This is a genomic window from Amycolatopsis ponsaeliensis, assembly GCF_030182635.1.
Lineage (GTDB): Bacteria > Actinomycetota > Actinomycetes > Mycobacteriales > Pseudonocardiaceae > Amycolatopsis > Amycolatopsis ponsaeliensis.
The window spans coordinates 335,467-360,202 of record NZ_JAPZLD010000004.1 but is presented as its reverse complement, the minus strand read 5'-3'; the positions used below and the strand labels follow the sequence as shown (position 1 = coordinate 360,202).

The following is a 24,736-nucleotide window of genomic DNA, read 5'->3' as shown; positions in this document are numbered from 1 at the left end:
GGGCCCCCGGGCGGGGGGGCCCCGTCGGCCGGCGGGGGGGCCCTCGGCCCGGGCGCGGTGGGGCTTCAAAACATGTTCACACCCGTTTTTCCCCCCCCACGACCCGTGAGCTGCGGCAGCCCCGCCAGCCGGAACCGCGCTCCCCCGCCCGGCGCGGCCTCGCACCACAGGTCGCCACCGTGGGCCCGGGCGAAGCCGCGCGCGATCGGCAGCCCGAGGCCGGACCCGCCGGCACCGCCGCGGGCCGCGTCGAGGCGGACCAGACGGTCGAAGATCCGCTCGCGGTCCGGCCCCGGCACGCCCGGTCCCGTGTCGGTCACCGTGATCCCGTCCCCGGTGACCTCGACGGTGAGCGTGCCGCGGCCGTCCATCGCGCGCACCGCGTTGCCCGCCAGGTTCGCCACGATCTGCGTGAGCCGCGCGCGGTCGCCGAGCACCCGCGTGTCCGGCCCGGAGACCTCGACCACGACGTCCGGCGCGGTCAGCCGCACCTGCTCGGCCTGCGTTCGCACCAGCTCGAGCAGCGGAACCGGGGCCCGTTCGAGCTCCGCGCCCGCGTCGAGCCGGGCCAGGTCCAGCAGGTCGGCGACCAGCTTGCCGGCTCGCTGCGACTCCCGGACCACCAGCAGCTGCAGCCGTTCCCGCTGTTCCGCGGGCGTGTCGGCCGGCTGCTGCAGCAAGGCCTCGGCCGCCGCCTGCACCCCGGCCAGCGGCGTCCGCAGCTCGTGGGCCGCGTCCGCGACGAACCGGCGCGTGCGCTCCTCCGACGCCCACGCGGCCCGCTCGGCGCCTTCGAGGGCGTCGAGCGCGGAGTCGAACGCGGCCGCCGCCCGGCCCAGCTCGGTGCCGGTCCGCTCCGGCGCGAGCCGGCCCCCGCGCCCGCCGGAGACGATCGTGCGCGCCAGCCGCGTCATCGCGTCCAGTGGCGCGAGCGCGAACCGCACGGCCAGCAGCAACGCGACCGCGGCGACGAGCAGCGCCCCCAGCCCGGTGCCGAGCAGGACCCACCGCAGGCTCTGCTCGGCCGCCGCCACCAGCGACTCGTCGGCGGTCAGCGTCAGCTTCGCGCCGTCGATCCGCGCCGGACCGGACAGCGTCGCGCGCACCTGCCGGATCCGGGCGTCCGGTGGCAGGTCGGCCGCGCCGAGGAACGTCCCGTCCGGCAAGGCCAGCGAGGCCCGCACCCCGCGCGTTTCCAAGCGCCGCAGCAGGTTCTGCGGCGCCACGTTCTGCTTCGCCAGCTGCTGGGCCAGCTGCACCTTCGCGGTCAGGACGGCGCTGACGTCCCGCTCGGCCTGCGCGCGGAACACCGTGTCGACGACGATCCCGACGGCGACCAGCACGACCGCCAGGACGACCAGCACGGTGACGGTGACCCGGCGGCGCAGCGACGTCGTCCGCAGGCCCGTCACGGGTCCCCGCGCAGGACGTACCCCTGGCCGCGGACCGTGTGCAGCACGCGCGGGCCGTGCGCTTCGAGCTTGCGGCGCAACGCGCTCACGTTGACCTCGACGAGGTTGGCCGCGTAGTCGCCGTAGCCCCATACGGCGGTGAGGACCTGGGTCTTGGAGACCACCCGGTCGCGGTGCTCGGCGAGGTGGACGAGCAGCTTCCACTCGGTCGAGGTCAGCTCGACGTCGGCGGCACCGTAGCGGACCCGGCCGCCCTCGACGTCGACCACCAGGTCACCGATCTCGATGGTGGGCCGCGTGCGGCCGGTCCGGCGCAGCACCGCGGTCACCCGCGCGACGAGCTCGGCGAGCACGAACGGCTTCACGACGTAGTCGTCGGCGCCTTCGCCCAGGCCTCGTAGGCGGTCTTCGACGCCGTCGCGGGCGGTCAGCATCACCACGCCGGCGGCCGAGTGCCGCCGGACGACGCGCAGCAGCTCGAAGCCGTCCCGGCCGGGCAGCATGACGTCCAGCACGACGAGGTCGGGCCGCGCGCGGGCCAGCTCGGCCTCGAGCCCGGCGCCGTCGGCGCACGCCCGCACCGAGAACCCGGCGGTGGCCAGTGCCGCCTCGACCGGCACGCGGATCGCTTCGGCGTCCTCGATCACGAGGATGCGCGGGGCGGTCGGCTCGTCCACCCGTTCAGCCTAGTCGGCGCCCCCGCACAACGGCCGCGCTCGCCGTTGGATCTCCGCGAACAGCTCGCCGACGCGGGCACGCATCTCCGGCCCGCCGTCGCGCCCCGACCAGGACCGGCGGACCGTGCCCACCAGGCGGTAGCAGGCGTCGACCGGGACGAGGAAGCACTCCGTGATCCGGTCCGTCCCGCGGAACACGATCGCCTCGACGTCCGGCTCCGCCGCCGCCAGCAGGGGGTGGCCCGCCGTGAGGTCCGCCCAGAGGTCGAGCGGCAGGACGGTCTCGACGGCGCCGGCCGGGCCGGGCTGGAACGCCGTGACGCGCGTGCCGCGGCGCAGGACGAACGCGAACCCGGCCGGGACGTCGAGCCGGCGCCAGTCGAGGCAGGCGACCGGGTGCCCGGGGTCCCACAGGTAGCGCTCCGGCACCGCGCGGTAGCGCGCTTCCCCGCTCACGCACCGGGTGAACAGCAGGAAGCACGCCCGGCAGGAGCACAGCAGGCCGCGGCGGCCGGTGTCGACCACGTGACCGTGACGGGCGGCCACCGGCGTCCCGCACAGCTCACACCGCTCCGGCCGGACCGCGCCCCGGGGCCGCACGGCCGGGAAGAATCCACTGTGGACGCTCATGAGGCCCGCCCGGCCGGCGGTCCGACGCCGATCTCGTAGAGCGCGGTGACGAACTCGACGCCGGCGAGCTCCGGTGCGGCGTCCCGGATGGCGGCTTCGACGGTCGCCCGGGGAACCGACGAGCACCCGCCGCCGAGCCACACGCGCACGACCCCGTCGTCGAGGCCGAGGTACCCGACGTCGCCGCCGACCCGGTCCAGGGCACGGCGGACCCGGCCGGGCGCGCCGAGGGGATGCAGGTCGTGCAGCGCGAGCAGGTCCGTGACGGCGTCGTCGGCGGCGATCGCGCCGAGCACGTCCGGAGCCTGCTCGCGCAGGATCGCGACGACGCGGGTCAGGCCGTCGCCGTAGAGGTCCGTCAGCTGCCGGACGAGCTCCTCGGCGGGCCGCCGGTGCTCCCCGGAAAGCAGGACGCCCAGAAGTGTCCCGAGCCGGTCCCGGACGGTCGCGGTCACCGCTCCCCCGCCGTGCGGATCTCCCGCAGGATGCGGATCGCGGACCCGGCCACGCTGGTCGTCGCCGTCGGCACGCCGGCGTCGGCCGGGTCCTCCATGAACGGCATGAACTTGTCGGGGAACCCGGGCATGGTGCAGCCGATGCAGATGCCGCCGACGTTCGGGCAGCCGCCCACGCCGTTGATCCAGCCCCGCTTGGGCACGTTGCACCGGACCACCTGGCCCCAGCACCCCAGCTTCACCAGGCAGCGCGGCGAGTCGTGCCGGTCGGCGAACTCGTCCTGCTCGTAGTACCCGGCCCGGTCGCAGCCTTCGTGCACGGTGTTGCGGAACAGCCACTTCGGCCGCAGGGCTTCGTCGACGTCGATCTCCGGTGCACTCCCGGACACCTGGAAGAGCAGGTGCAGGATGGTCTCGGAGAGGTTGTCCGGCTGGACCGGGCACCCCGGCACGCACACGATCGGCAGCCCGGCCCACGACCGCCAGTCGCGGCCGAGGTATTCGGGCACGCCCATCGCGCCGGTGGGGTTGCCCGCCATCGCGTGGATCCCGCCGTAGCTGGCGCAGGTGCCGACGGCCAGGATCGCCATCGCCTTGGGGGCCAGCCGGTCGAGCCATTCACTCGCCGTCACGGGCTGGCCGGTGGCGGGATCGGTGCCGAACCCGGACCAGAACCCTTCGGCCTTGTTCGTCTCGTCGGCGATCGAACCCTCGACGATCAGGATGAACGGGTCGAGCTCCCCGCGGGCCGCGCGGTGCCACCATTCGATGAAGCTGTCCGCACCGCCGTCGGGCCCGCTCTGGAAATCGAGGAATGGCCAGTGCATCGCGATCTCCGGGAGCCCGGGAAGCCCGCCGAGAACGATCTCTTCGATACTGGGCTGCGTGGCGGCGGTGAGCGCCACCGATTCGCCGTCGCAGCTCAGCCCGCCATTCATCCACAGAATATGGACGACGGGTGGTGGATTTCCGGAGCCGGCCTCCGTGGCGCTGACCATCGTTGACCCCTTCACCGCGGGCGCGAGAAGAGGTCACCGTAGCCCCGTCCGGCAGGTGCGGCAAGACCGCCGGACACTCCTGATCGCCCCGGCGGGACAAAACCGGGCGTTCCACGCTTCGCGTTTCCGCGACTACACTGAACACCTCGGCGGAAGGACTTTGATCGAAATGGAATCGGCCGGCCGGTCGCAGGGGACATCGATCGAGGTAGTGGCGGTCGAAATCGTCACGAAGATCTTTCCGGCCCGCCCGTCGGCGGTTCCGCGAATCCGCGAATTCGTCCAGGAGTGCCTCGGGGAGGCACCGCTCGCCGATGCGGAAGACCGCGAAATCGGCAACACGATCCTCCGGGCCCTGCTGACCGCCGCCGGACCGTCCGGGGTGCTGGAGGTCTCCTGCCGGAAATACCCCGGGCGCGTCGAGTTCGACGTGCTGCCCTCCCGCGGCCGGCCGGCGAGCCCCGCGAGCACGCGACCGGAGCCGGCCGCCAGCTTCGCCGAGTGGCTGGCCGAGGCGCTGCGCAGCCGCGGGATCACCAAGGAGAGCGCCGCCGAGCAACTGGACGTGTCCCCCAAGACGCTGACCCGCTGGCTCGGCGGGCAGACCGAGCCCCGGCTGCGCGACCTGCGCCGGATCGAAGACCGGTTCGGCGACGTGCGGCTGCGGCGCGGGACAGAAGTGACCTAAGCGCCGTCCTGGCCCCCGGCGGGCATCGCCAGCTCGATGGTGCAGCCCGCGGCGTCGGAGCTGACGTCGAGCCATTCGCAGATCCGGTCGGACATCCACAGGCCGGTGCCGGCGGGCCGGAGGCCGTAGAACGCCGGGCCGTCGACCGGCCGGTCGCTGTGCAGCGTGCACACGACGCGGCCGGCCGCCGGCCGCACCCAGACGGCCGCCCGGTCGATACCGTGCTCGAGCAGGTAGGCGATCGCTTCGCCGACGGCGACCCCGAACAACGTCGCCGTGTTCTCCGACCGGAGCAGAGCGCTCGCCCGGTCCAGCACGTGCCGCCGGACGGCGACCAGATCGCCCTCGAAGCGGAAGAGATCGCCGGCGGAACCCGGCGGCGCCGGGACGCCGGGACCCTCGGCTTCCCCGGGGGCGGCGAACCCGGCGGACAGCCGGAACTCCCCGCCCACGGCGTACTCGGGGTGGGCGCGCCGGGCGTGCTCGACCGCGCCGGGGTCGAGGGTGCGGGTGTCGTACGGGCAGATCATCCAGATGCGGGTGCCCACCAGGGACACGTTGAACTCCGCCTCGGCGCGCTGCCACGCGGCCTCGTCACGAGGGCTGTCGGCGCGGGCGGGCTCGACGAGGACGCGGACGGCGCCGGTCGGCGCGGTCGACCGGTGCCGGTTCCAGTAGCGGTGCAGCGCGCCGGCCAGTTTCCCCGGCCGGCGGCCGATGTAGGCCGATTCGGCGACGGCGATCCGGTCGGCGTCGGCGCCCATCGCGGCGTCCAGCAGCGCCAGGTTGGCCGCGGTCGTGGTGACCAGCACCGGTTCGCCCCGGCGCAGTCCGTCCTGCGCGAACGGCACGGCCATCGCGAGGAACTCGGCGTCGCTGCCGTAGAGGCATCCCTGGTGCCGGAAGCCGGCTTCCGGCGCACGTCCCGGCGCGGACCCGGCGGCCGGAGTCGTCCTGTGCTGCACGAAGCCTCCTGAAGCCGTCGCCGATCGTTCGTCCTGATGATCGCGTTTTCCCCGGAATTCCCGCAGATCGCCGGTAGCGTACTCGACGACGCCCGGTCCGGCTATTACCCGACGAATTGATTGCACCCGTTCGGAGCAATTGCCGCCACCCGGCTCCCGACGTCGCGACGCCGGGATCGAAGGAGGTGAAACCACCGTGTTACAGCAGGTTACGGCCAGATGTGTCTCGCCGGTACCGGTGGCGGACACTACTGTCCACGACCCTTCGGAAAAGCGCCGGGAAACAATTGTGTCCAGGTGTTCGAAGAACAATAACCACCATTACCGACAGATCAGCTGAATTGTTTCGGCCGCACACTCGGGAAGGTTCGCGCCGGAACGGGCGCCGCGACTCGCAGGATACGGTTTCGCGACTGCCGGCGGAAAGTGCCGTCCGGCACTGGCGGTGGGGAAAAATCGCGCGCCGACCGGGCGCGCCGACGATCCGGGCGGGCCTCGCGAGGAAAACACACGGCAGCGGGCCCGGCCGGTCAGGACGAGATTTCCATCTCCAGCCCCATGATCCGGACGGTGCGCCGGCGGCGGAGCCAGCCGCGGGCGGGCGCACCGTCCGGGAGTTCGTCGAGGATCGCCTTGCGCTGCGCCGACGTCGTCGAGCGCCAGCGCATCGCGAGCACCGGGCGGACCGGTGCGATGAACGGGCGCACCCGTTCGTGCGCCCCGGCCAGCCGGATCTCGTAGTCGCGGTCCGGCCGGTACGCGAGATCCAGGTCGATCAGCGGCTCGGCGCCGCCCGCGCGGTGGTGGCAGCGCGACAGCACGCGGGCGAGCTCGTCCAGCACGACCTGCAGGGTGCAGGGCATCTGGTCCTGCCAGCGGCCGAGGCGCGGGGCGTTCACCGCCGCGGCCGTGACGTCGGCCGAGAGCACGACCAACGCCCGGACCGGCGACCCCGCGAGCTCGACGCGGATCCGCCTGCCGTCCGCGTCGACGGCGAAGCGGAGCACGCGGTCGGCCACGACGGCACCCGACCGCAGCCGCACCCACTCCTCGACCGCGTCGGGCGAAGGGCAGGACGACACGAAGGTGAACGCCAGCTCGTCGCCGGCGAGGTTCATCGCGACCGGGAACAACGAACCGAGGTCGTGCATCAACGCCGTGCCGATGACGAGTGCGGCGCGGGAGCCGCCTCCGGTCATCCCCCTCTCCTCCCCCGAACTACACCTGCAGGTCGGATTCGATGCGCTTGAGGTAGTGGCGGGCCAGCGCGAGGTTCGCCCGCTCCCGGTCCAGCACCAGGTACAGGAACAGCGAGTTCCGCGAGGTGTTGATCAGCCGGATCAGGTGGTACTGGCGGTGCAACGTGATCAGGATGTCCTCGATGGTGTCGTTGAGCGCAAGCGAGGACATCACCCGCAGCTTCGCCCGCACGACCTCGGTGTTGCCGGCGGCCGCGACCTCGAGGTCGAGCCACTCGCCGCCACCGCTGGTGCCGAGCGACATCCCGCTTTCGTAGTCGACCAGCGCGACGCCGACGGCGCCGGCGATGGACATGGCTTCCTTGAGTGCGGTGTCGATGTTCATCATCATGCTGCAACCTTTCCGTTGAACTGCCTTGCTACGCGGCCAAGATCGTGCCGATCCGCTCGATGACGGGCCGGGACTCGAAGAGAAGACGCCCGACGTTCAGGCCCTTGTCCCCCAGGACGACCATCAACGCCAGCCGGCCCACGGCGTAGACGGCCATGTAGCCGTCGCTGCCGAACACGACGGTCTGGCTGAGCGTCCCCTTGCCGGTCATCTCGGCGGCCTGGCGTGCGATCCCGAGATCGGCCGCGGCGAGCGCGGAGATCTTCGCCGGATCGATGTAGTCGTCCGCGTCGGCGATGATCGGTATCCCGTCGACCGCGGCGAGCACCGTGCCGGTCACCCCCGCCACGCTATCCCGGAGATTTCGCAGCTCGGCGGCCAGTGCGTCGAAGTCCAATTCTCTCTTTCCTTCGTAAACCGGCAGCCGAAAAGATGATCATCCGTTCGGGTTTCCCTGCCGCCGGGACCCTACAGCCATCATCACTTCTCGCCTATCCACGGCGGTTACTCGCCCGAAGCCTTTACACGATCGAGTGAAGCGCGGTGGTTGTCGTAACCGAAATAAATTCACCGGCGGAACTGATGTCCATTGATCACACCGCAGGTGGCGCCGGTGTTCCGGATTTTCGGCAGGGGGCTTGAAATGCGCTTATGCTACCGGAAGCGTCCGATCACGGTTGTATCTCTGCGTAATCGGCAGTTCACTTTCGTCCATTCGCCGATACCCTCAAGCCGCTTGGTAACCGGCGTCCAACTCCGCGTGCAGGCGTTCGCGGTCGACAGCTTTCTCCCACTTGCCCACCACGAGGGTCGCGACGCAGTTGCCCGCGATGTTGGTGAACACGAACGCCGCCGAAAGGACGCTGTGCACGCCCAGCACCAGCGCGATGCTGCTCACCGGGATCGTGTGGGTCGCGGACAGCGTCAGCGCCAGGACCGCGATCGCGGAGCCGGACACCCCCGCGCCGCCCTTCGAGGTCAGCAGCAGCACCAGCAGCAGGCCCAGCTGCGCCTGCCAGCCCAGGTCGGTACCGGTGGCCTGGGCCAGGAACACGCTCACCGCCGCGAAGTACAGGCACGTGCCGTCGTGGTTGAAGCTGTACGCCGTGGGCAGGACCAGGCCGACCACCGGCTCGTCGACGCCGAGCTTCTTCAGCTTCGCGGTCAGCTGTGGGAACACACTCTCCGACGAGCTGGTGCCCAGCACCAGGATCAGCTCGGCGCGGAAGTAGCGCATCATCTTCAGGAGGCTGAAGCCGCCGTAGCGCGAGACCGGCCACAGGACCAGCACGAAGAACAGCACGCAGATCAGGTAGAAGACGCCGATCAGCCGGCCGAGCGGGAGCAGCGTGCCCAGGCCGTAGCGCGACACCGTGTAGGCGATCGCCCCGAAGGCCGCGATCGGCGCGATCCGCATGACCTTGCGGATGATCCAGAACAGCGCCTGCTGAACGGTGCCGACGAAGTCCAGCACCGGTTGCGCCTTCTCCCCCAGTGACGCCAGCCCGCAGGCGAACAGCACCGAGAACACCAGCACCTGCAGGATCTCGCCCTCGGCGAAGGCCTGCACCGCCGACGTCGGGACGAGGCTGACCAGGAAGGCGTCGAACCCCTCCGACTTGGCCGGCGCGGTGGCCGATCCGCTCGCGTGCAGCGTGGCCGGGTCGACGTGCATCCCGCTGCCCGGCTTGAGCACGTTCACCACGACCAGGCCGATCACCAGCGCGATCGTGGTGATCACCTCGAAGTACACGAGGGCCTTGACCGCGATGCGCCCGACCTTGCCGAGGTCGCGGACGCTGGTGATGCCGTGGGTGACGGTGCAGAAGATGATCAGGCCGACCACCATCTGGATCAGGTGGATGAAGATGTCGCCGAGGAACTGGACGTGGTGGCCGACCGAGGGCGCGAGCGCGCCCACGAGCACCCCCGCGGCGACCCCGACGAGGACCTGGAACGCCAGGTCGCGGTAGAAGGGCTTGCGGACGCGGGTGGGGAGGGTTTGGCTCATCGTCTTCCGGTTTCTCCGTTGAATGTCCGGTTCGGTTCAGTCCGCCGCGCGGCCCAGCACTTCCCGGGCGGGCGCGAACACCTCGTCCACGTCGAGTTCGCGCGGCAGCAGGCCCTGCTCGACGCAGGCGTCGATGATGATCTCCAGCGGGCGGCGCAGGCGTTCGAAGCCGAACAGCGTGGGGCTCGGGGTGCCGGCCGGCCGCGTCACGGTGGCGTCCGCCCGGCGCAGCAAGCCGTAGGCTTCGCGGACGGCACCGGGGTCGCGGCCGGTCACGGACTTCCCCGCGACGACCATGTGGTTGACCGGCATGAAGCCGTTGCGCTGCCACCATTCGGTGTCGCGCGCGACGGCGTCGGGGATGACCGGGACGAACTCGTCACCCTCGGGCAGGTCGTTGCCCAGGACGGTGGCGTCGATCCGGCCTTCGCGCAGCAGGTCCACCAGCGCCGCGTCGCCGATGCCGTGTTCGACGTGGTCCGGGTCCTGGTACTCGCGCACGTGCGCGAGGTCGCGGGTGATCCACTGGACGTCGCGGGGTGCGAGCCCGAAGTCTTCGGTGAGATGGGCGCGGACCCACATGCCGGTGGTCTGGGTGTAGGCGCGCACCCCGACGCGCCGGCCGGCCAGGTCGTCGGGTGCCACCGGCCGCGAAGCGTGCGCGATCAGGCAGCCGCGCTGAAACCGCGAGGCGACGACGACGGGCAGCAGCACGACGGGGCGGCCGTACGCGATCGCCTGCAGCGCCGTGACGACGGCGAGTTCGGACAGGTCGTAGGCCTCATCCCGCACCATCGGCGCGAAGGCTTTGTGCACGGGCTTGACGGTGTGGAAATCGAGCCGCACCGAGGGGCTGACGACGTCCCCGTTCTTCAGGGGCGTGGTGTGCGGGTAGTCGGCGAGGACGGTGCGGAGATCAGCCACGGCGGGCCACCGCCGGGTAGAACTTCGCGGCGGTGCCGCCGAAGACCAGGTCCTGGTCCACTTCGGACAGACTGGCCACCGTTTCCCGCGCGTCCGCCAGGATGCTCGCCGGAGTTCCTTCCGCGGCGGGGAAGTTCGAGCCCCAGGCGATGCGGTCGGCACCGTAGGAGCTGACGAGTTCGCCGAGGAAGTCCGCGGGGGTCGACGCGCCTTTCGCCGAGGCGGCCAGCGCGCGGTGGGTGAGCTTGAGGTGGACGCCGGGGAACTCGGCCAGATCGAACAAGGCCCGTGCGGCGTGGAAGGGCTTGCCATCTTCGAGATCGGGACGCGCACAGTGGTCCAGCAGCACCCGGACTTGAGGGAAGCGCTCGAGCAGGCGTCGCAGGGCGGGCAGGCCTTGGATGGTCATCTGCAGGCAGATGGGGATGTCCTGCTGTTCGGCGTAGGCCCAGGCCGGGTGGGAGTCTTCGTGGCCGAGCCAGCCGGCCTGGCCGGGCATGGTGGTGCCGGTGGTGAACAGGCGGAAGCCGGACAGTCCTTGGTCTTGCCAGTACCGGATCCGCTCGACGGCATCGGCCGCGAGCGCATCGATCGAGTAGACACCGACGAACCGATCGGGATGAGCGCGCACGGCTTCGGCGACGTAACGGTTGTCATGTCCGTACACAGTGGACGCTTGCACCACGACGGCCTTGGCGATGCCGGCCTGGTCGAGTGCGTCGATGAGGCCATCGATGTCAACGGGGTGGGCAAGCGACCACTCGGACCGGCGGCCCCCGATCGGATCGGGCGGGTAGCGAGTGGCATCCGGCGAGATGACGTGGGTGTGCGTATCGATGACGTCCATAGCTTCTCCTGGGCTTCGGCCGCACGCCGGCGGGACGCGGGGAAGCCTACCGGGATCGTTAACAATTTTGTTCTCGATAGTCCGGACAATCAGGGGGACGATCGTCGCGACACCTTGCATCCCGATGTCAGCACCACTTTTGCCGAAGCGGTTGTGGCCCAAGTCACTCACTGCGCGGAACTGCCGAAACCGGCGAAAACCCCGTAGTAGCCCAAAATTCGTGCCGGCGGGTCAACCCGGCAGGGAACGCGGCAGGCCGAACGCCGGAAGCACGCTGTTCTCGAACCGGGTCATGGCGCAGATCCGGTCGCCGGCCAGCTCGAGGACGTACAGACCGGTGCCATGCCGGACGCCCGCGGCACCGCGCAGGTACGCACCGAACGCCGGCCGGCCGTTGGCGCGGGTCGGGACGAGGGAGAACCGGCGGCCCGCGCCGAACAGGCCGGCACAGAACCGGCCCGCCGCCTGCCGGCCCTCGTATTCGAACGGCAGCGGCGGCATCGCCATGAACACGTCGTCGGTCAGCAGGGCCACCAGCGCCTCGATGTCGGCGCCCTCCCAGGCGCGCACGAAGGCCGCCACGATCGCGTTCTCCGCGGGAGACCCCGGTGCGGGCGGCGCCTCGCCCGGCTCCCGGCAGCGGAGGCCGGCGCGGGCCCGCTTGAGGGCGCTCTTGACCGAGTCGACCGTCGTGTCCAGCATCCCGGCGACCTCGGCCGCCGGGAACCCGAGGACGTCGCGCAGCACGAGCACGGCCAGCTGGCGGGGCGGCAGGGCCTGCAGGGCCGTCACGAACGCCAGCGAGACGGACTCGCTCCGCTCGTACCGCGCCTCCGGCCCGGCCGAGGCGGGAAGGAGCGCGTCCGGGAAGGGCTCGAGCCAGACGACTTCGCCGAGCCGCGTCGGCTCGGGCGGTTCCACGCCCGGGATGTCCCACGCCTTGGCCGGGCGCCGGGCGGCCGAGCGCAGCGCGCTGAGGCACCGGTTGGTGGCGATCCGGTACAGCCAGGTGCGGACCGAGGCGCGGCCGTCGAAACCGCCGAGCCCACGCCAGGCCGCCAGCAGGGTGTCCTGGAGTGCGTCCTCGGCGTCCTGGAACGAGCCGAGCATCCGGTAGCAGTGCACCTGCAGCTCCCGGCGGTGTGGCTCGGTCAGCACCCGGAACGCCTCGCCGTCCCCGGCCCGCGCCCGGCCGATCAGGTCCGTTCCCATCCGGCCGCCTTTCTCGTCTTCATTCTGGATGGACGCCGGCGAGAGTGCGAAGGGGGCGCGCCCCCTTTCGGCGGGCCGCGGCGTCGGAACCGGCATGGGAAAAATCATCATCAGCGAGAACGTCACGCTCGACGGAGTCGTCCAGGACCCGACCGGCGACGAGGACACCGGTCGCGGGAGCTGGTTCACCTGGATCGGCGAGCAGGACCGCGCGGCGTGGGCCGAGGTCGAGCACGAAGAAGCGCTTGGCGCCGAAGCCCTCCTGATGGGCCGGCTGACCTACGCGTACTTCCTCCGGCGCGGCTGGCCGTCGCGCACCGGCGAGTGGGCGGACCGGTTGCGGAGCCTGCCCAAGTACGTCGTGTCCTCCTCCGCCGTCAGCGGCTGGGACACCACGACGGTCCTGACGGGAATCGACGAAGTCGCGAAGCTCAAGGAGGAGGTGAGCGGGGAGATCATCGTCTACGGCAGCGGGCGGCTCGTGCACGACCTGATCGAGCACGACCTCGCCGACGAGCTGCGGCTGATGACCTACCCGGTCGTGGTGGGCGCGGGCCGGCGGCTCTTCCCGGAGACGAGCGGCGTCAAGCCCGCGCGCCTGATCGGCACCCGCGCCGTCGGGGACTCCCTCGCGTTGCTGACCTACGCGATGCGGTGACGGCAGTCACGGAATGAGCTAAACGGAGAGTTCTCCGCTAGAGTTCGACTTATGCGGAGAACTCTCCGTTTGACTACCGGAGGACGACCATGGAGTACGTGAAGCTGGGCAAGACGGGGCTGGACGTGTCGCCGATCGCGATCGGCGCGATGACCTACGGCGAGCCCCACCGCGGGCACCCCGCGTGGTCGCTGGGCGAGGACGAGTCGCGAAGGCTGGTCAAGCACGCGCTCGACGCCGGCGTCAACTTCTTCGACACCGCCAACATGTATTCGCAGGGCTCCAGCGAAGAGATCCTGGGCCGGGCGCTGCGGGACTTCGCGGACCGCGACGACGTCGTGATCGCCACCAAGCTGCGCCACCCCATGCGCCCGGGGCCGAACGGCAAAGGCCTGTCGCGCAAGGCGATCATGACCGAGATCGACCACAGCCTGCGCCGGCTGGGCACCGACTACGTCGACCTGTACCAGGTCCACCGCAACGACCCCGCCACCCCGCTGGAGGAAACGCTCGAAGCGCTGCACGACGTGGTGAAGGCCGGGAAGGCGCGCTACCTCGGGGCGTCGTCGATGCCCGCGTGGGAGTTCGCCAAGGCGCTGCACACGCAGAAGGCGCACGGCTGGGCGCGGTTCGTGTCCATGCAGGACCACTACAACCTGCTCGCCCGCGAGGAGGAACGCGAAATGCTGCCGCTGTGCGCCGACGAAGGCGTGGGCACGGTCGTCTGGAGCCCGCTGGCCCGCGGCCGGCTCGCCCGGCCCTGGGGCGAGGTGCGGACGTCGCGTTCGGACACCGACGGCTGGTACGCGGACCTGCTCTACCGCAGCCCGGACAGCGACCGCGAGATCATCGACGCGGTCGGGACGATCGCGGCGGAGCGGGGAGTCAGCCGGGCGCAGATCGCGCTCGCGTGGCTGCGGAGCAAGCCGGTGGTCGCCGCGCCGCTCGTCGGGGCCGGGAAGCCCGAGCACATCGACGAGGCCGTCGCCTCCCTCGACATCACGCTGTCGGCGGAGGAGATCGAGGCGCTGGAGCGGCCCTACACGCCGCGGCACGACTTCCAGGGCATCTCCGACGACCGGGAGCTGCGGCGGATCATGGCGCGGATCCCGCAGTTCACGCCGTGAGGTCCGCCGGCGGACCTTCGAGCCGGCGATCAGGGTCGGTGGGCATCACCTCGACTGGCGGATCTCCTTGCCGGCCCCCTGCCGGACCTCGGCCGAAAGGACGAGGTCCCCGGTACCTTCGGCCGAGGTACCGGGCCACTCCGCTCCCCTAGCTTGATCTTCGAGCGAGGGAGGCACCATGCAGTTGCGCACCAGGCGGGCCGGCGTCATCGCCGTCGCGGCCGGGGCCGCGGTGGTGGCCATCGGGGCCACCGTGATGGCCACCGCCGCCGATCCCGTCGCGCCGGAAGTCACCAGTGCGACGCCGGCCGAAGCCGGGCACGAGAACGAAGGCAAGTACACCGCCGGGGACTACGTGCTGAACGTGCACGAGCTGAACGACGACGGCGAGGGCATGGGCACCGCGATCGGCCCGCACACCGCCTACTACTCGAAAACCCTGCACGGCACCGGAACCTGGACACCGACCGTCGTCAAGTTCTCCGTCGGCGGGGACAGCGACGCGCCGACCGTCTTCGCCTACCCGGTACCGAAGCCGGGCATGGGCGTCGACTGCGTCGCTTCCGGCACCGAGGCCGCGCCGCTCGTCCGGTGCGAGACCAAGGTCAGTAGCCGACCGTGAAGTGCCGGTCCGCGCCGGGGTTCTCCAGCTCGTCCACGACCGCCACCGCCAGGTCTTCCGCCGAGATGCGGGAAGCCGGGGCGGTCAGTGGCTCCCGGTGAGCGTGATCGAAGGGTCGACACGCGTGATTGTGGAGTCGACTCACGTGATTTGAGGGTCGACACGGCACTGCCGCCGTGTCGACCCTCCGATCACGCGTGTCGACCTCCGGATCACCCGTGTCGACTCCTCGATCACGGGCGTCCGGGGGGGTCACATGTTCGCCGCGCCGGCCTTCACCGCCTCGCGGATCCGGGCATAAGTCCCGCAGCGGCAGATGTTGCGGATCTCGTCCAAATCGGCGTCGGTGATCTCCCGGCCCGCCGCCGTGGCCTGGCGGACCTTCGCCACCGCCGCCATGATCTGGCCCGGCTGGCAGTAGCCGCACTGGGCGACGTCCCTCTCCAGCCACGCCTCCTGCATCGGGTGCAGGTCCTTGCCCACCGTCGCGGGCAGGCCTTCGATCGTCGTGATCTCGTCCGTTTCCTTGATGTCGGCCACGCGCACCGAGCACGGGTTGAACGCCTTGCCGTTGATGTGGCTGGTGCACGCCTTGCAGACGTCGAGCCCGCAGCCGTACTTCGGGCCGTTGATGCCCAGCAGGTCGCGCAGGACCCACAGCAGCCGGAGGTCGTCGTCGGCGTCGACGGTGACCACCTGGCCGTTGACCTTGAGGGTGTGTTGCGGCACGGCGCGCTCCTAGTAGGCGTGGTCGAGGCCGTCGGTGGGCGACGGCGGAGTGGACGGCTGCACGGGCAGCGGCTCGAAGCTGAGCGTCCCGTGGTTGATCGGGAAGGAGGTCGGCATCTTGCCGACCGCGCGGGCGTAGGCGCACGCGACGGCGGCGAACGACGGCGCCACCGCGAGCTCGCCCGCGCCGCTGGGGCTGGCCGAGGTGTTCGGCATGATCACGACCTGCGTCTCGGGCGGGGTGTTCCACTCGCGCGTGTAGAAGTAGTTGTCCCAGCTGCCTTCCAGCGGGAGCCCGTCCTTGATGTGGATGCTGGAGGTGAGGCACATCGCGATGCCGTCGTTGAGCCCGCCGATCATCTGCGCCTCGAGGCCGCGCGGGTTGATCGCGAAACCCGGGTCGACGACCACGAGCGCCTTCGTCACCCGCGGGCCCGTGACGCCGTCGCGGACGGGCCGGTTGACCGTCTCCGGCCGGCAGTCGATCTCCACCAGCACCGCGACCGCGCCGCGGTATTCGGCGTGCAGCGCGATGCCCTGCGCGGTACCGGCGGGCATCGACCGGCCCCAGTTCCCCACCTGGACGGCCTTGTCCAGCACCGAGCGCAGCCGGTCGTCCTTGAGGAACTCGCGGCGGAACTCGACCGGGTCCTTGCCGAACTTCTTCGCCAGCTGGTCGACGACGAGCTCCTCGGCGGTGACCACGTTGGGCGAGTAGATGTTGCGCATGCTGCCGGTGTTGAACTTCAGCGGGATCTCGTTGAGCAGCTGGGTCGTGACGCCGAAGTTGTACGGCGAGGACTGGCTCAGCAGGAAGATCGACTCGGCGAAGCTGAGGTTGCCGGCGATCGGGAGCTTCGCCGCGGTCGCGGTGATCATCTCGCCGAGCCCGTGGCTGAACTCGGTCTGCACGCTCGTGTGGCGCTGCTCGAAGCTGATCACGTTGCCGAGCAGGTAGGTCGCCCGCACCCGCGACACGCACATCGGGTGGATGCGCCCCTGCCGGAAGTCGTCGGTGCGCGACCACATCAGCTTGACCGGCTTGCCCATCTTCTGCGACGCCTCCGCCGCTTCGGCGGCCGCGTCGTGGAACAGGTGCCTGCCGAACGACCCGCCGCCCTGGGTGACGTGCACCGTGACCGCGTCCTGCGGCAGCCCCAGCAGCTTGGCGATCTCCTCCTGGGCGACGATCGGCACCTTCAGGCACGACCAGATCTCCGCGCGGTCCGGGCGGACGTCGGCGATCGCGGCACCGGTCTCCAGCGGGCTGTTGCTCGCGGCGGCGAAGGTGAACTCCGCGTCGAGGTACTGGTCGAGCAGGCCGGGCACGGCCATCGGCAGCTGCGCGGCCTTGAGCTTCTTGAGCACCGTCGCGTCGGACTCGCCGTCGACGGTGCCCGCGCCCCAGGTGACCTTCAGCGCCCGGATCGCGTCGATGCACTGGCCGAACGTGCGACCGCGGACCGCGACGCCGTGCGAGATCGCGGCGACGTCGGTGATCCCCGGCATCGCCTTGACCTCGGCCGCGTTGAGGATCGCGCGCGGCGTGCCGTTGATCGTGGGCGGCCGGGCGACCATGGTCGGGAGCGCGCCCGGGACGTCGAGGTCGAGGGTGAACTGCTTGCGGCCGGTGACCGCGGCGTGGGCGTCCAGGCGGTTCTGCGGCGTGCCGAGGACCTTGAACTCCGACTGCGGCTTGAGCGTCGCCGCGACGCTGATCGTGGTGGCGGACGCGGCGGCCTTCGCGAGGGAGCCGTAGCTCGCCGTGCGGCCGCCGGAGCCGCGCACGACACCGCCGGACGTCGTCAGCTGCGACGCCGGCACGCCCCACTTCGCGGCGGCCGCGGCGATCAGCCGCTGCCGGGCGATGGCCGAGGCGGTCCGGACCGGCGTGTAGATGCTGCGCATCGAGTTGGAGCCGCCGGTCAGCTGGTTCATCAGCAGCTCGGGCCGCGCGTCGGCCAGCGTGACGTCGATCTTGTCCAGCGGGAGGTCGAGCTCCTCGGCGATCATCATCGCGACGGCGGTGGTCATCCCCTGGCCGACCTCGGCGCGCGGCACGGCGAACGCGGCCCGGCCGTCGGCCCCGATCCGCACGCTGATCAGGCCGGACGTCGGCAGCGCGGCGAGGTTCTGCAGGTCGCCGAGGTCGAAGATGTCTTCGGGCTGGGGCAGCGACGGGATCGCCGCGTCGGCCTTGCCGGGAGCCAGCTCCGTGACCCCGACCTGCGCGGCGACGGCGAGCGTCGGCGCGGCGAGCACGAAACCGAGGAAGCGGCGGCGGGCCATGGAGCGCGGCTCGGACCCGGGTGGGGGAACTGCGGGGTCGTGTTCGGGCATGAGCGGCTGGGACCTCTCGAACGACGGTGTGGGAGAAGCGCGGGCCGGAGCACCGCCGGGCGGAGTGTTACACACATCACGCCACCGAATGAAGCATCTGAGTGCCTACATTTGGCCTAGTGTCGTTGTGCACTGTGCACAGCGGGTGCCGGTCACGGCACGCGCGGTGGCGGCAGGAACGGCAGCGCGCGGACGACCAGCGCGAGCTCCAGGGCCAGGTCACCGCCGGTCAGCGACCGGCCGGTCAGCTCTTCGATCCGGTGGATCCGGTTGAGCACGGTGTTGCGGTGGCAGTGCAGCGCCTGCGCCGAGCGGGTCGCCGAACCGCCGGTCCGCACCCACGTCGCGAGGGTCTCCAGCAGCGGGCCGCGCTCGACCGCCCGCAGGTCCAGCAGGCCGCCCAGCCAGTTCTGCTGGAGTGACTCCGTCAGCTCGGGCGAGCTGAGCAGCAGCGCTTCGGGCAGCCGTTCGGCCAGGCACACCACGGCGGCCCGGCCCGGCGGCACCGTCCGCATCGCGAGCACCGCCTGCCGGTAGGCCGTGTGCACGGCGGCCAGCCCGTCGACGACCAGGGAGACGCCGGCCGGCACGGTCAGCACGGACCCGATCGCCTCGACGGCTTCCGCCACCTCGCGTCCCGGCAGCGAAACCAGGCCGACCAGCACGTCGGCCCGGGACTGCCAGGCCGACGCGGAGCCGGCGTCCTCCAGCGTGGAGCCGAGCGGCTCGGCGAAGGCGGCGTCGCCGGGCCCCGCGGCCGCGACGACGACGTAGGGCCCCGAAATCGGCAGCCGCAGCGCCCGGCCCGCCTCGTAGGCGAACCCCGCGTCGGTGGCCCGGCCCTGCAGCAGCCCTTCCCAGAGCGACGCGCGACGCTGCTCGTCGGCGCGGACGAAGCTCCGCTCCGCCGCGTGGTAGGCCAGCGCCACCTGGGCGGAAGTGGCGTCGACGACCTCCCACACGCGGGTCGCGAGGTCGAGCATCGCCTCGTTGTTGACGTACCCGGTCGCCCGGGCCTTCGCGGTCAGGGCCTGCCAGACGAGCCGCCCGCCGATCCGGAACGAGCGCAGCACGTCGTCGAGCGGCAGCTGCTGCTCGGCCCGGCGCCGTCCGGTCGCTTTCGCCGCGTCGTAAAGATCCTCCGAGGTTTCGGCACCGCGGCCGATCAGCTGCAGGACCCGGCGGAGGTTGTCGTGGCAGGAGCGCCACAGGTCGTCGTCGGGCACGACGTCGACCACCCGGTAGCCGGGGTTCTGCTCGACGATGACGGCGACCAGGGCGCCGGTGAGCTCGTCGAGCTCGTCCAGCACCCTGGCCGCGAGCGACCACGCGGTGTCCCGGGCGTCCGCCCTTGCCTCGCCCATTCGCACCTGCCACCGTCGTGCTCTCGCCGGCGCGTCAGCCTACGTCGCCGCCTCCGGTTCCGCTCACTTCGCCAGCGCGAAACCCGGGTGCGGCGGCTGGTTGTAGGCGGTGTTCTGCCACGCCACCGCCTCCCGGTACTGGCGGTCCTGCATCAGCGAGACGTGGGAGATGCTCGTCGTGTCGGTGGTCGAGTAGATCCGCAGCGCCCGGTTGTCCGAAGTCGGCCAGACGACCTCCTCCCGCCAGTCGCCGAACAGGTCCGCCTGCAGTGACGGCGTGCTCTTCGTGCCGTTGTTCGCGTGCACACCCGACGCGGTGAGCAGCCGGGTGTCGGCGCTGGTGCCGTACTTGTCGATGTGGGTGCCGTCCAGCAGTTCGCGCTGGGCGTCGCCGTCCCACCAGATCACGAAGTTCGTCGACGACGGCTTGCGCCCGATGTTCTGCCCGCTGGTGTTCAGCAGCCCGGACACCGCGGACGACCACGACTCGGCGCCGGGGCTGCCCGCGTAGACGTCGTCCGAGACCCCGCGCCCGTTGTCGCAGGAGCACGACGCGTTCTGCCAGATGATCTGCCCGGTCTTCGCGTCGGCCATCCAGGCCGCCGGTTTCGAGGTGTCTTCGTCCACTTTGAACTCTTCCAGCCCCGCCCGGCTGGGGATCAGGTCGCCGACGTGCATGGCGTCGCCGTGCCCGAGCCGGGTGTTCCACAGTGGACTGCCGTTGTCGTCGATGGCCATGGCCCCGAAGACGATCTCGTCGCGGCCGTCGCCGTCCGCGTCGGCGATGGCCAGCTGGTGGTCACCTTGGCCGGTGTACTGCGAGCCGGCCGAGTTGGAGTCGAACTTCCACCGTTCGGTCAGCGCGCCGCCCCGGAAGTCCCAGGCCGCGATGACGGTCCGGGTGTAGTAGCCCCGGGACATGATCAGGCTCGGGTGCGAGCCGTCCAGGTACGCGGTCCCGGCCAGGAACCGGTCCACCCGGTTGCCGTAGCTGTCGCCCCACGAGGAGACGGTGCCGCGCGGCGGGTCGTAGTTCACCGTGGCCGCGACAGCCCCGGTCTGGCCGTTGAACACCGTCAGGAACTCCGGGCCGGACAGCACGTACCCGCTCGAGTTGCGGTAGTCCGCGCTCGCGCTGCCGATGACCTGCCCGGTGCCGGACCGGGTGCCGTCGGCGGTCTTCATGGCGACCTCGGCCCGCCCGTCGCCGTCGTAGTCGAAGACCTGGAACTGCGTGTAGTGCGCGCCGGCGCGGATGTTGCGGCCCAGGTCGATCCGCCAGAGCCGCGTGCCGTCGAGCCGGTAGGCATCGACGTAGACGTCACCGGTGTAGCCGGACTGCGAATTGTCCTTGGCGTTGCTCGGATCCCACTTCAGCACCAGCTCGTACTGGCCGTCGCCGTCGAGGTCACCGACGCTCGCGTCGTTCGCGCTGTAGGTGTAGCTCTCCCCGGACGGCGTCGTGCCGCCCGGCGGAATCTGGATCGGCACGTCCCGGGTGCTCGCCGCGGCCGTGCTGTCGAGCGTCAGCGAATCCTCGGCGGCGAAGGCCGACATCCGCTCGACGCCGCCGACGACGGCGCGAACGGTGTACTTCGCCCCCGCGGGAGCCCCGGCGTCCAGGTAGCCGGTCGGCCCGCCCGCCGGAGTCCGGGTCACCCTCGTGCCGTCGCGGTAGACGGCGAACGTCACGCCGGCGGGGTCGTCGGCGAGCAGCCGCCAGCCGACCTGGTTCCCGGCCGCGGTGTGGACGCTGACCACCCCGCGGTTCAGCCGGTCGAACCGCGGCGCGGTCTCCCCCGCCGCGGTGGCGGGGATCAGCCCCACCAGCAGGACACCCACGGCGGCCACGACCAGCCGCCGGCTTCGCGCGAACTTGCGCATGCTTCTCTCCTTGTCTGAAGTGGACGGACTCAGCTGGTCGTGCAGGTGCTTCCGTTGAGGGTGAACGAAGCCGGCGCCGGGTTGGACCCGCTGAACGTGCCGTTGAAGCCGATGCCGGTCGACGCGTTCGGGGCCAGCGTGCCGTTCCAGGCCAGGTTGGTGGCGGTGACCGCGGCGCCGGTCTGCGCGAAGTCGGCGCCCCAGCCGGGCAGGGTCACGCGCTGGCCGGCGGTGTAGGTGAAGGCGAGGGTCCAGCCGGTGAGCGTGCTCGTGCCCGTGTTCGTGATGGTCACGGAGGCGGTGAAGCCGTTGCCGCCGCCCCAGGCGGGCGCGGAGTAGCCGATCTTGCACGTCCCCGTGCCGCCTGCGCTGGTCGTCACCGTGGCGGCCGCGGAGTTCGCCGAGACGTTCCCGGCGGCGTCGCGGGCCCGCACCTGGTAGCGGTAGGTCGTCGACGCCGTCAGGCCGGTGTCGGTGAAGGTGGGGGTGCCGGTCGAGCCGACCTGGCTGAACGTGCCGCTGCCGGTCGCCCGGAGGACGTCGTAGCCGGTGACGCCGACGTTGTCGGTCGAGGCGCTCCAGGTCAGCGTGGCTCCGGTGGCCGTCACGGCCGAGGCGGACGGCGTGCCCGGCGTGGTCGGTGCCACCGTGTCCGCGCTGCCCCCGCCGTAGATCGTGGCTTCCTTCGAGGTCTGGCGGACGCCGTTCGCGCCGTTGAGAAAGCGCTCTCCCCAAGCGGTGAGACTCGCCGGGTTGAAGCCGTTGACCAGGTCGAGGTAGGCGACGTCACTGCTGTTGCCGCTCCACGACCAGCCGAGGTAGCCGAGGCCCCTGGCCTGCGCCTGGGCCATGATCGTGTCCTCGTCGGGGTTGCCGTCGGTGTGCATGTTCCCGAACTCGCCCACCACCAGCGGCAGGCCGGCGGTGCGGAAGGCGTCGAAGTACCCGGTGATCTCGGCCGCGGTGTCGTAGACGCCGTACATGTGGATGGAGAACACCGTGTTGTGCTGCGGATCGGCGGCGAGCACCGAAGCGGCGTTGTCGCGCATGATGTTCTGCCAGTCCTGGCCCCACATCGGCGCGTCGGCCATCAGCAGGTGCTGGAGCCCCGCGCCGCGCAGCCGGGTGATCGCGCTGCTGGTCGCACTCGCCCAGGTGGCGCTCACCTGCTGGTTGTTGCCGAACGGCTCGTTGCCCAGGTTGATGACGACGTAGTTCTCCTGGCCCTTGAGGGCACTGGCCACGCTGATCCAGTAGCTCGCGGCCTGGTCCAGGCTCGCGGCCGCGCTTTCCTCGCCGTAGCCGGTGGTGTCGTGGGCTTCCAGCACGCAGATCAGCCGGGACTGCTTGCACAGCGAGATGACGTTCGTGACCTCGACCGCGGAAGTCGGTCCCCACCGCTGGCCGCTGCCGAGCACGACGCGCACGGTGTTGGCGCCGAAGGACTTGATGTCCGCGAAGGCGCCGGTCTGGCTGGGGTACCAGGCGTACGGGTGGTTCACGCCGCGCATCACGAAGGCCGCGCCGTTCGCCTCGGCGACCTGGGTGCCGCTGACGTGCAGGCCGGCGGCCGCCGTGGCGGTGGGCAGGGCCGCGACCAGGGCCGGGTACCAGCGGCTTTCCATCTTCTGGATGCCGGTGGTGCTGTTCGGGTGCACGCCGTCGGTGGTGTCGGCCGCGGTGTCGAACCCGGTCCACTGGTCGGCGACGGTGATCGGCGACGCGGCGGTGCTGTGCGCCTGGGCCCAGGCGGGGATGGCGCCGTTGAGATCGACGACCCGCTGGGCGCAGGCGGCGCAGTTGGCCGGGTTCATCGGGATGATCTTGGCGACGACGAGCTTCGTCGCCGGGTTGCTCGCGCGCATCTGGCCGAGCAGCGTCGTGTAGGCGTCGAGGATCGTGCTGGCCGGGATGTTGTTCCAGACGTCGTTGGTGCCCAGGTGCATCAGGACGATGTCCGGGCGGGTGGCCGAGAGCCAGCCGGGCAGCTGGTTGTCCCGCACGATGCCGGTGGCGAGGAACCCGCCGTGGCCTTCGTTTTCGCCGTCGTAGGTGAAGCCACAGCCCTGGGCGGGGAGCGTCCCGACGAAGTCGACGTCGGTGTGGCCGGTGTCCTGCAGGTGCTTCCACAGCAGTGCGCGCCAGCACCCGGGCGAACCGGTGATGGAGTCGCCCAGCGCCATGATCCGCGTGGGCGCGGCGGCTGCTGTGCTTGGGGTGTGCGGCAGGGCGACGAAGCAGGCGGCGAAGAGCAAGCCGACCACGAGCGCCCGGAGAACACGCCGGGTCATACCGACCTCCTGGAGAAATACGACAGGGACAGTCGACCTGGGAGCGCTCCCAGCACGGGAGTGTAACGGCTCGGCCGCCTCGAGCGAAAGTATCGGCTGATTCGACCACGTCGTCGAAAGCGCTTTCAGTCCACAATGGACGTTTCGGCTGCCCGCGCGCCAGCGGTCCGACGCCGGCCTGGCCGAAGCACCCGGGCACCGGCGCCGGGAGAGCATCCCCGCGTCAGCGCATGATCGTGGTGAGCACGTCGACGCCGAGCTGCATCAGGCGCGGGAGGTCCAGGCGGTGCTGGATCATCCGGCCGTCACGCCGGGAGACCAGCAGGCCCGCCTCGCGCAGGCGGCCCAGGTGGCGGGAGACCTGCGGGACCGTCATCCCGGTGCGGGCGGCCAGGTCGGACGTCGTGATCGGCTCGTTGACCAGGTGGCGGCACAGGGACAGCCGGGCCGGGTCGGCGAGGATCGCCAGGCGCAGGCGGACCTGGGCCAGGGTGTCGCGGGCGCCGTCGCCCTCGACCGGGAAGTGGACCACCACCGGGAACCCCGGGTCGATCTTGACGATCAGGTGGGGCCGGGCGTGCACGGACGGCACCAGCAGGCAGCGGCGGCCGCGCAGGTCGGCGTGCAACGACTGCAGCTTGTCGAACACCACCGACGGCGGGTCCTGCCGCGCCGCCGCGTTCGGGCTGAGCGAGGCCAGCGCCTCGGCCACCGGCAGGGCACTGACCCGCGCCCGCACCGTCGCGCACTCGCTCTCCAGCCGGTGCGCGACGCGCGCCCACTCGTCGGCGAAGAACTCCTCCGCGCAGGCGCGCAGCACGTCCAGCAGGTCCGCGCGGAACGCCTCCGGGTCGCCGACGAGGTGCCGGGCCAGCTCGCCGCGGGCGAACGACCGCCGCTCGCACGCCACGACGTACGCCTCCCTCGCCGCCGCGTCACCCAGCAGGTCGCCGATCTCCACGAAGCCGCCGTGGATCGCCTCGGCCGCGGTCGCGGCGAAGGTGCCCACCGGGAGCTGCTCGATCCGGCCCAGCTCGTCCTCGAACGTCCGGCCCAGCGGCAGCTCGAACGGCAGCAGCAGCCGGCAGCGGCGGCGCGCCCACAGCGGCGCGTAGGTCTTCAGCCGGCTGTGCAGGGCCGCCGAGGTGTCCGCGCGGACCCGGGTGAGCCACGGCCGCACCTCGAAGTGGTGCTCCGGCTCGGCGATCGAGTGCAGGCACGCGAGCAGCTCGGCCAGCGGCGAGACCCCCGCGACGAGGTCGGCCGCCCGGGCCCCTTGCACGGTCAGCACCACCGACATGCGCCCAGCTTA

Annotated in this window: 23 protein-coding genes; 4 read left to right on the top strand and 19 right to left on the bottom strand. The window is 71.4% G+C overall.

The window, feature by feature from the left end:
- Nucleotides 1-65 precede the first annotated feature (65 nt).
- From QQ657_RS08935 to QQ657_RS08915, 5 genes are read right to left on the bottom strand one after another with little or no spacing between them, the layout of a single operon-like run.
- Nucleotides 66-1,412, bottom strand: coding sequence for a sensor histidine kinase (locus QQ657_RS08935; RefSeq protein ID WP_284741628.1), 1,347 nt, complete (start codon nucleotides 1,410-1,412; stop codon nucleotides 66-68).
- Complete coding sequence (locus QQ657_RS08930) at nucleotides 1,409-2,089, bottom strand: response regulator transcription factor (protein ID WP_284741627.1); 681 nt, start codon at nucleotides 2,087-2,089, stop codon at nucleotides 1,409-1,411. Before QQ657_RS08930 ends, QQ657_RS08935 begins: the two co-directional genes overlap by 4 nt.
- A 9-nt stretch (nucleotides 2,090-2,098) precedes the next feature.
- Complete coding sequence (locus QQ657_RS08925) at nucleotides 2,099-2,719, bottom strand: DUF5947 family protein (protein ID WP_284741626.1); 621 nt, start codon at nucleotides 2,717-2,719, stop codon at nucleotides 2,099-2,101.
- Complete coding sequence (locus QQ657_RS08920) at nucleotides 2,716-3,174, bottom strand: NifU family protein (protein ID WP_284741625.1); 459 nt, start codon at nucleotides 3,172-3,174, stop codon at nucleotides 2,716-2,718. The genes QQ657_RS08925 and QQ657_RS08920 overlap by 4 nt, the downstream gene beginning before the upstream one ends.
- Nucleotides 3,171-4,172 carry an NADH-quinone oxidoreductase subunit B family protein gene (locus tag QQ657_RS08915; RefSeq protein ID WP_284741624.1) on the bottom strand — a complete coding sequence of 334 codons (1,002 nt, stop codon included), beginning with the start codon at nucleotides 4,170-4,172 and terminating at the stop codon, nucleotides 3,171-3,173. Before QQ657_RS08915 ends, QQ657_RS08920 begins: the two co-directional genes overlap by 4 nt.
- On the opposite strand from QQ657_RS08915, the gene QQ657_RS08910 reads away from it, so the two are divergent.
- The gene (locus QQ657_RS08910) at nucleotides 4,159-4,860 is read left to right on the top strand and encodes a helix-turn-helix domain-containing protein (RefSeq protein ID WP_284741623.1); all 702 of its coding nucleotides are present in this window, start codon (nucleotides 4,159-4,161) and stop codon (nucleotides 4,858-4,860) included. The two genes, QQ657_RS08915 and QQ657_RS08910, sit on opposite strands and share 14 nt — an antisense overlap.
- On the opposite strand, the gene QQ657_RS08905 is transcribed toward QQ657_RS08910, so the two are convergent.
- The 8 genes from QQ657_RS08905 to QQ657_RS08870 all read right to left on the bottom strand — a co-directional run bounded on the left by QQ657_RS08905 (nucleotide 4,857) and on the right by QQ657_RS08870 (nucleotide 12,409).
- Nucleotides 4,857-5,825, bottom strand: a complete 969-nt coding sequence (locus tag QQ657_RS08905; protein WP_284741622.1) for an MEDS domain-containing protein — start codon at nucleotides 5,823-5,825, stop codon at nucleotides 4,857-4,859. The two genes, QQ657_RS08910 and QQ657_RS08905, sit on opposite strands and share 4 nt — an antisense overlap.
- A gap of 530 nt (nucleotides 5,826-6,355) precedes the next feature.
- The gene (locus tag QQ657_RS08900) at nucleotides 6,356-7,024 is read right to left on the bottom strand and encodes a hypothetical protein (protein WP_284741621.1); all 669 of its coding nucleotides are present in this window, start codon (nucleotides 7,022-7,024) and stop codon (nucleotides 6,356-6,358) included.
- 19 nt (nucleotides 7,025-7,043) lie between these two features.
- Nucleotides 7,044-7,409 carry a hypothetical protein gene (locus QQ657_RS08895; protein ID WP_284741636.1) on the bottom strand — a complete coding sequence of 122 codons (366 nt, stop codon included), beginning with the start codon at nucleotides 7,407-7,409 and terminating at the stop codon, nucleotides 7,044-7,046.
- A gap of 34 nt (nucleotides 7,410-7,443) precedes the next feature.
- Nucleotides 7,444-7,812: a roadblock/LC7 domain-containing protein gene (locus tag QQ657_RS08890; protein ID WP_086674354.1), complete on the bottom strand. Its 369-nt coding sequence runs from the start codon at nucleotides 7,810-7,812 to the stop codon at nucleotides 7,444-7,446.
- A gap of 330 nt (nucleotides 7,813-8,142) precedes the next feature.
- On the bottom strand, nucleotides 8,143-9,426 hold the full coding sequence (gene dctA / locus QQ657_RS08885; protein ID WP_284741620.1) for a C4-dicarboxylate transporter DctA: 1,284 nt from the start codon (nucleotides 9,424-9,426) through the stop codon (nucleotides 8,143-8,145).
- Nucleotides 9,427-9,462: 36 nt separating this feature from the next.
- Nucleotides 9,463-10,350: a substrate-binding domain-containing protein gene (locus QQ657_RS08880; RefSeq protein WP_284741619.1), complete on the bottom strand. Its 888-nt coding sequence runs from the start codon at nucleotides 10,348-10,350 to the stop codon at nucleotides 9,463-9,465.
- The gene (locus QQ657_RS08875) at nucleotides 10,343-11,197 is read right to left on the bottom strand and encodes an amidohydrolase family protein (protein ID WP_284741618.1); all 855 of its coding nucleotides are present in this window, start codon (nucleotides 11,195-11,197) and stop codon (nucleotides 10,343-10,345) included. Before QQ657_RS08875 ends, QQ657_RS08880 begins: the two co-directional genes overlap by 8 nt.
- 231 nt (nucleotides 11,198-11,428) lie before the next feature.
- Nucleotides 11,429-12,409, bottom strand: a complete 981-nt coding sequence (locus QQ657_RS08870) for a sigma-70 family RNA polymerase sigma factor (RefSeq protein WP_284741617.1) — start codon at nucleotides 12,407-12,409, stop codon at nucleotides 11,429-11,431.
- 94 nt (nucleotides 12,410-12,503) lie between these two features.
- On the opposite strand from QQ657_RS08870, the gene QQ657_RS08865 reads away from it, so the two are divergent.
- From QQ657_RS08865 to QQ657_RS08855, 3 genes are all read left to right on the top strand, one after another.
- On the top strand, nucleotides 12,504-13,067 hold the full coding sequence (locus QQ657_RS08865) for a dihydrofolate reductase family protein (protein ID WP_284741616.1): 564 nt from the start codon (nucleotides 12,504-12,506) through the stop codon (nucleotides 13,065-13,067).
- A gap of 89 nt (nucleotides 13,068-13,156) precedes the next feature.
- Nucleotides 13,157-14,194, top strand: a complete 1,038-nt coding sequence (locus tag QQ657_RS08860) for an aldo/keto reductase (RefSeq protein ID WP_284741615.1) — start codon at nucleotides 13,157-13,159, stop codon at nucleotides 14,192-14,194.
- 178 nt (nucleotides 14,195-14,372) lie between these two features.
- The gene (locus QQ657_RS08855) at nucleotides 14,373-14,816 is read left to right on the top strand and encodes a hypothetical protein (protein ID WP_284741614.1); all 444 of its coding nucleotides are present in this window, start codon (nucleotides 14,373-14,375) and stop codon (nucleotides 14,814-14,816) included.
- Nucleotides 14,817-15,068: 252 nt separating this feature from the next.
- Here QQ657_RS08855 and QQ657_RS08850 read toward each other — a convergent pair whose 3' ends face one another.
- The 6 genes from QQ657_RS08850 to QQ657_RS08825 all read right to left on the bottom strand — a co-directional run bounded on the left by QQ657_RS08850 (nucleotide 15,069) and on the right by QQ657_RS08825 (nucleotide 24,724).
- The gene (locus QQ657_RS08850) at nucleotides 15,069-15,545 is read right to left on the bottom strand and encodes a (2Fe-2S)-binding protein (RefSeq protein WP_284741613.1); all 477 of its coding nucleotides are present in this window, start codon (nucleotides 15,543-15,545) and stop codon (nucleotides 15,069-15,071) included.
- Between the two features lie 9 nt (nucleotides 15,546-15,554).
- Entirely contained in the window at nucleotides 15,555-17,885 is a 2,331-nt protein-coding gene (locus tag QQ657_RS08845; RefSeq protein WP_284741612.1) for a molybdopterin cofactor-binding domain-containing protein, read from the bottom strand.
- Nucleotides 17,886-18,037: 152 nt separating this feature from the next.
- Nucleotides 18,038-19,249, bottom strand: a complete 1,212-nt coding sequence (locus tag QQ657_RS08840) for a PucR family transcriptional regulator (RefSeq protein WP_284741611.1) — start codon at nucleotides 19,247-19,249, stop codon at nucleotides 18,038-18,040.
- 63 nt (nucleotides 19,250-19,312) lie between these two features.
- A complete protein-coding gene (locus QQ657_RS08835) occupies nucleotides 19,313-21,133 on the bottom strand; it encodes a rhamnogalacturonan lyase (protein ID WP_284741610.1) in 1,821 nt (606 codons plus the stop codon).
- Between the two features lie 29 nt (nucleotides 21,134-21,162).
- Entirely contained in the window at nucleotides 21,163-23,424 is a 2,262-nt protein-coding gene (locus QQ657_RS08830; protein ID WP_284741609.1) for a cellulase family glycosylhydrolase, read from the bottom strand.
- Nucleotides 23,425-23,647: 223 nt separating this feature from the next.
- Nucleotides 23,648-24,724 carry a DUF5937 family protein gene (locus QQ657_RS08825; RefSeq protein ID WP_284741608.1) on the bottom strand — a complete coding sequence of 359 codons (1,077 nt, stop codon included), beginning with the start codon at nucleotides 24,722-24,724 and terminating at the stop codon, nucleotides 23,648-23,650.
- Nucleotides 24,725-24,736: the final 12 nt, after the last annotated feature.

Excerpts from the sequence above, each read along its gene's own strand:
- QQ657_RS08895 (WP_284741636.1), bottom strand. The coding sequence starts at position 7,409 with ATGAACATCGACACCGCACTCAAGGAAGCCATGTCCATCGCCGGCGCC.
- QQ657_RS08860 (WP_284741615.1), top strand. The coding sequence starts at position 13,157 with ATGGAGTACGTGAAGCTGGGCAAGACGGGGCTGGACGTGTCGCCGATC.
- QQ657_RS08840 (WP_284741611.1), bottom strand. The coding sequence starts at position 19,249 with ATGGGCGAGGCAAGGGCGGACGCCCGGGACACCGCGTGGTCGCTCGCG.
- QQ657_RS08875 (WP_284741618.1), bottom strand. The coding sequence starts at position 11,197 with ATGGACGTCATCGATACGCACACCCACGTCATCTCGCCGGATGCCACT.
- QQ657_RS08825 (WP_284741608.1), bottom strand. The coding sequence starts at position 24,724 with ATGTCGGTGGTGCTGACCGTGCAAGGGGCCCGGGCGGCCGACCTCGTC.
- dctA (WP_284741620.1), bottom strand. The coding sequence starts at position 9,426 with ATGAGCCAAACCCTCCCCACCCGCGTCCGCAAGCCCTTCTACCGCGAC.
- QQ657_RS08900 (WP_284741621.1), bottom strand. The coding sequence starts at position 7,024 with ATGACCGGAGGCGGCTCCCGCGCCGCACTCGTCATCGGCACGGCGTTG.
- QQ657_RS08855 (WP_284741614.1), top strand. The coding sequence starts at position 14,373 with ATGCAGTTGCGCACCAGGCGGGCCGGCGTCATCGCCGTCGCGGCCGGG.
- QQ657_RS08835 (WP_284741610.1), bottom strand. The coding sequence starts at position 21,133 with ATGCGCAAGTTCGCGCGAAGCCGGCGGCTGGTCGTGGCCGCCGTGGGT.
- QQ657_RS08870 (WP_284741617.1), bottom strand. The coding sequence starts at position 12,409 with ATGGGAACGGACCTGATCGGCCGGGCGCGGGCCGGGGACGGCGAGGCG.
- QQ657_RS08865 (WP_284741616.1), top strand. The coding sequence starts at position 12,504 with ATGGGAAAAATCATCATCAGCGAGAACGTCACGCTCGACGGAGTCGTC.
- QQ657_RS08845 (WP_284741612.1), bottom strand. The coding sequence starts at position 17,885 with ATGCCCGAACACGACCCCGCAGTTCCCCCACCCGGGTCCGAGCCGCGC.
- QQ657_RS08925 (WP_284741626.1), bottom strand. The coding sequence starts at position 2,719 with ATGAGCGTCCACAGTGGATTCTTCCCGGCCGTGCGGCCCCGGGGCGCG.
- QQ657_RS08915 (WP_284741624.1), bottom strand. The coding sequence starts at position 4,172 with ATGGTCAGCGCCACGGAGGCCGGCTCCGGAAATCCACCACCCGTCGTC.
- QQ657_RS08830 (WP_284741609.1), bottom strand. The coding sequence starts at position 23,424 with ATGACCCGGCGTGTTCTCCGGGCGCTCGTGGTCGGCTTGCTCTTCGCC.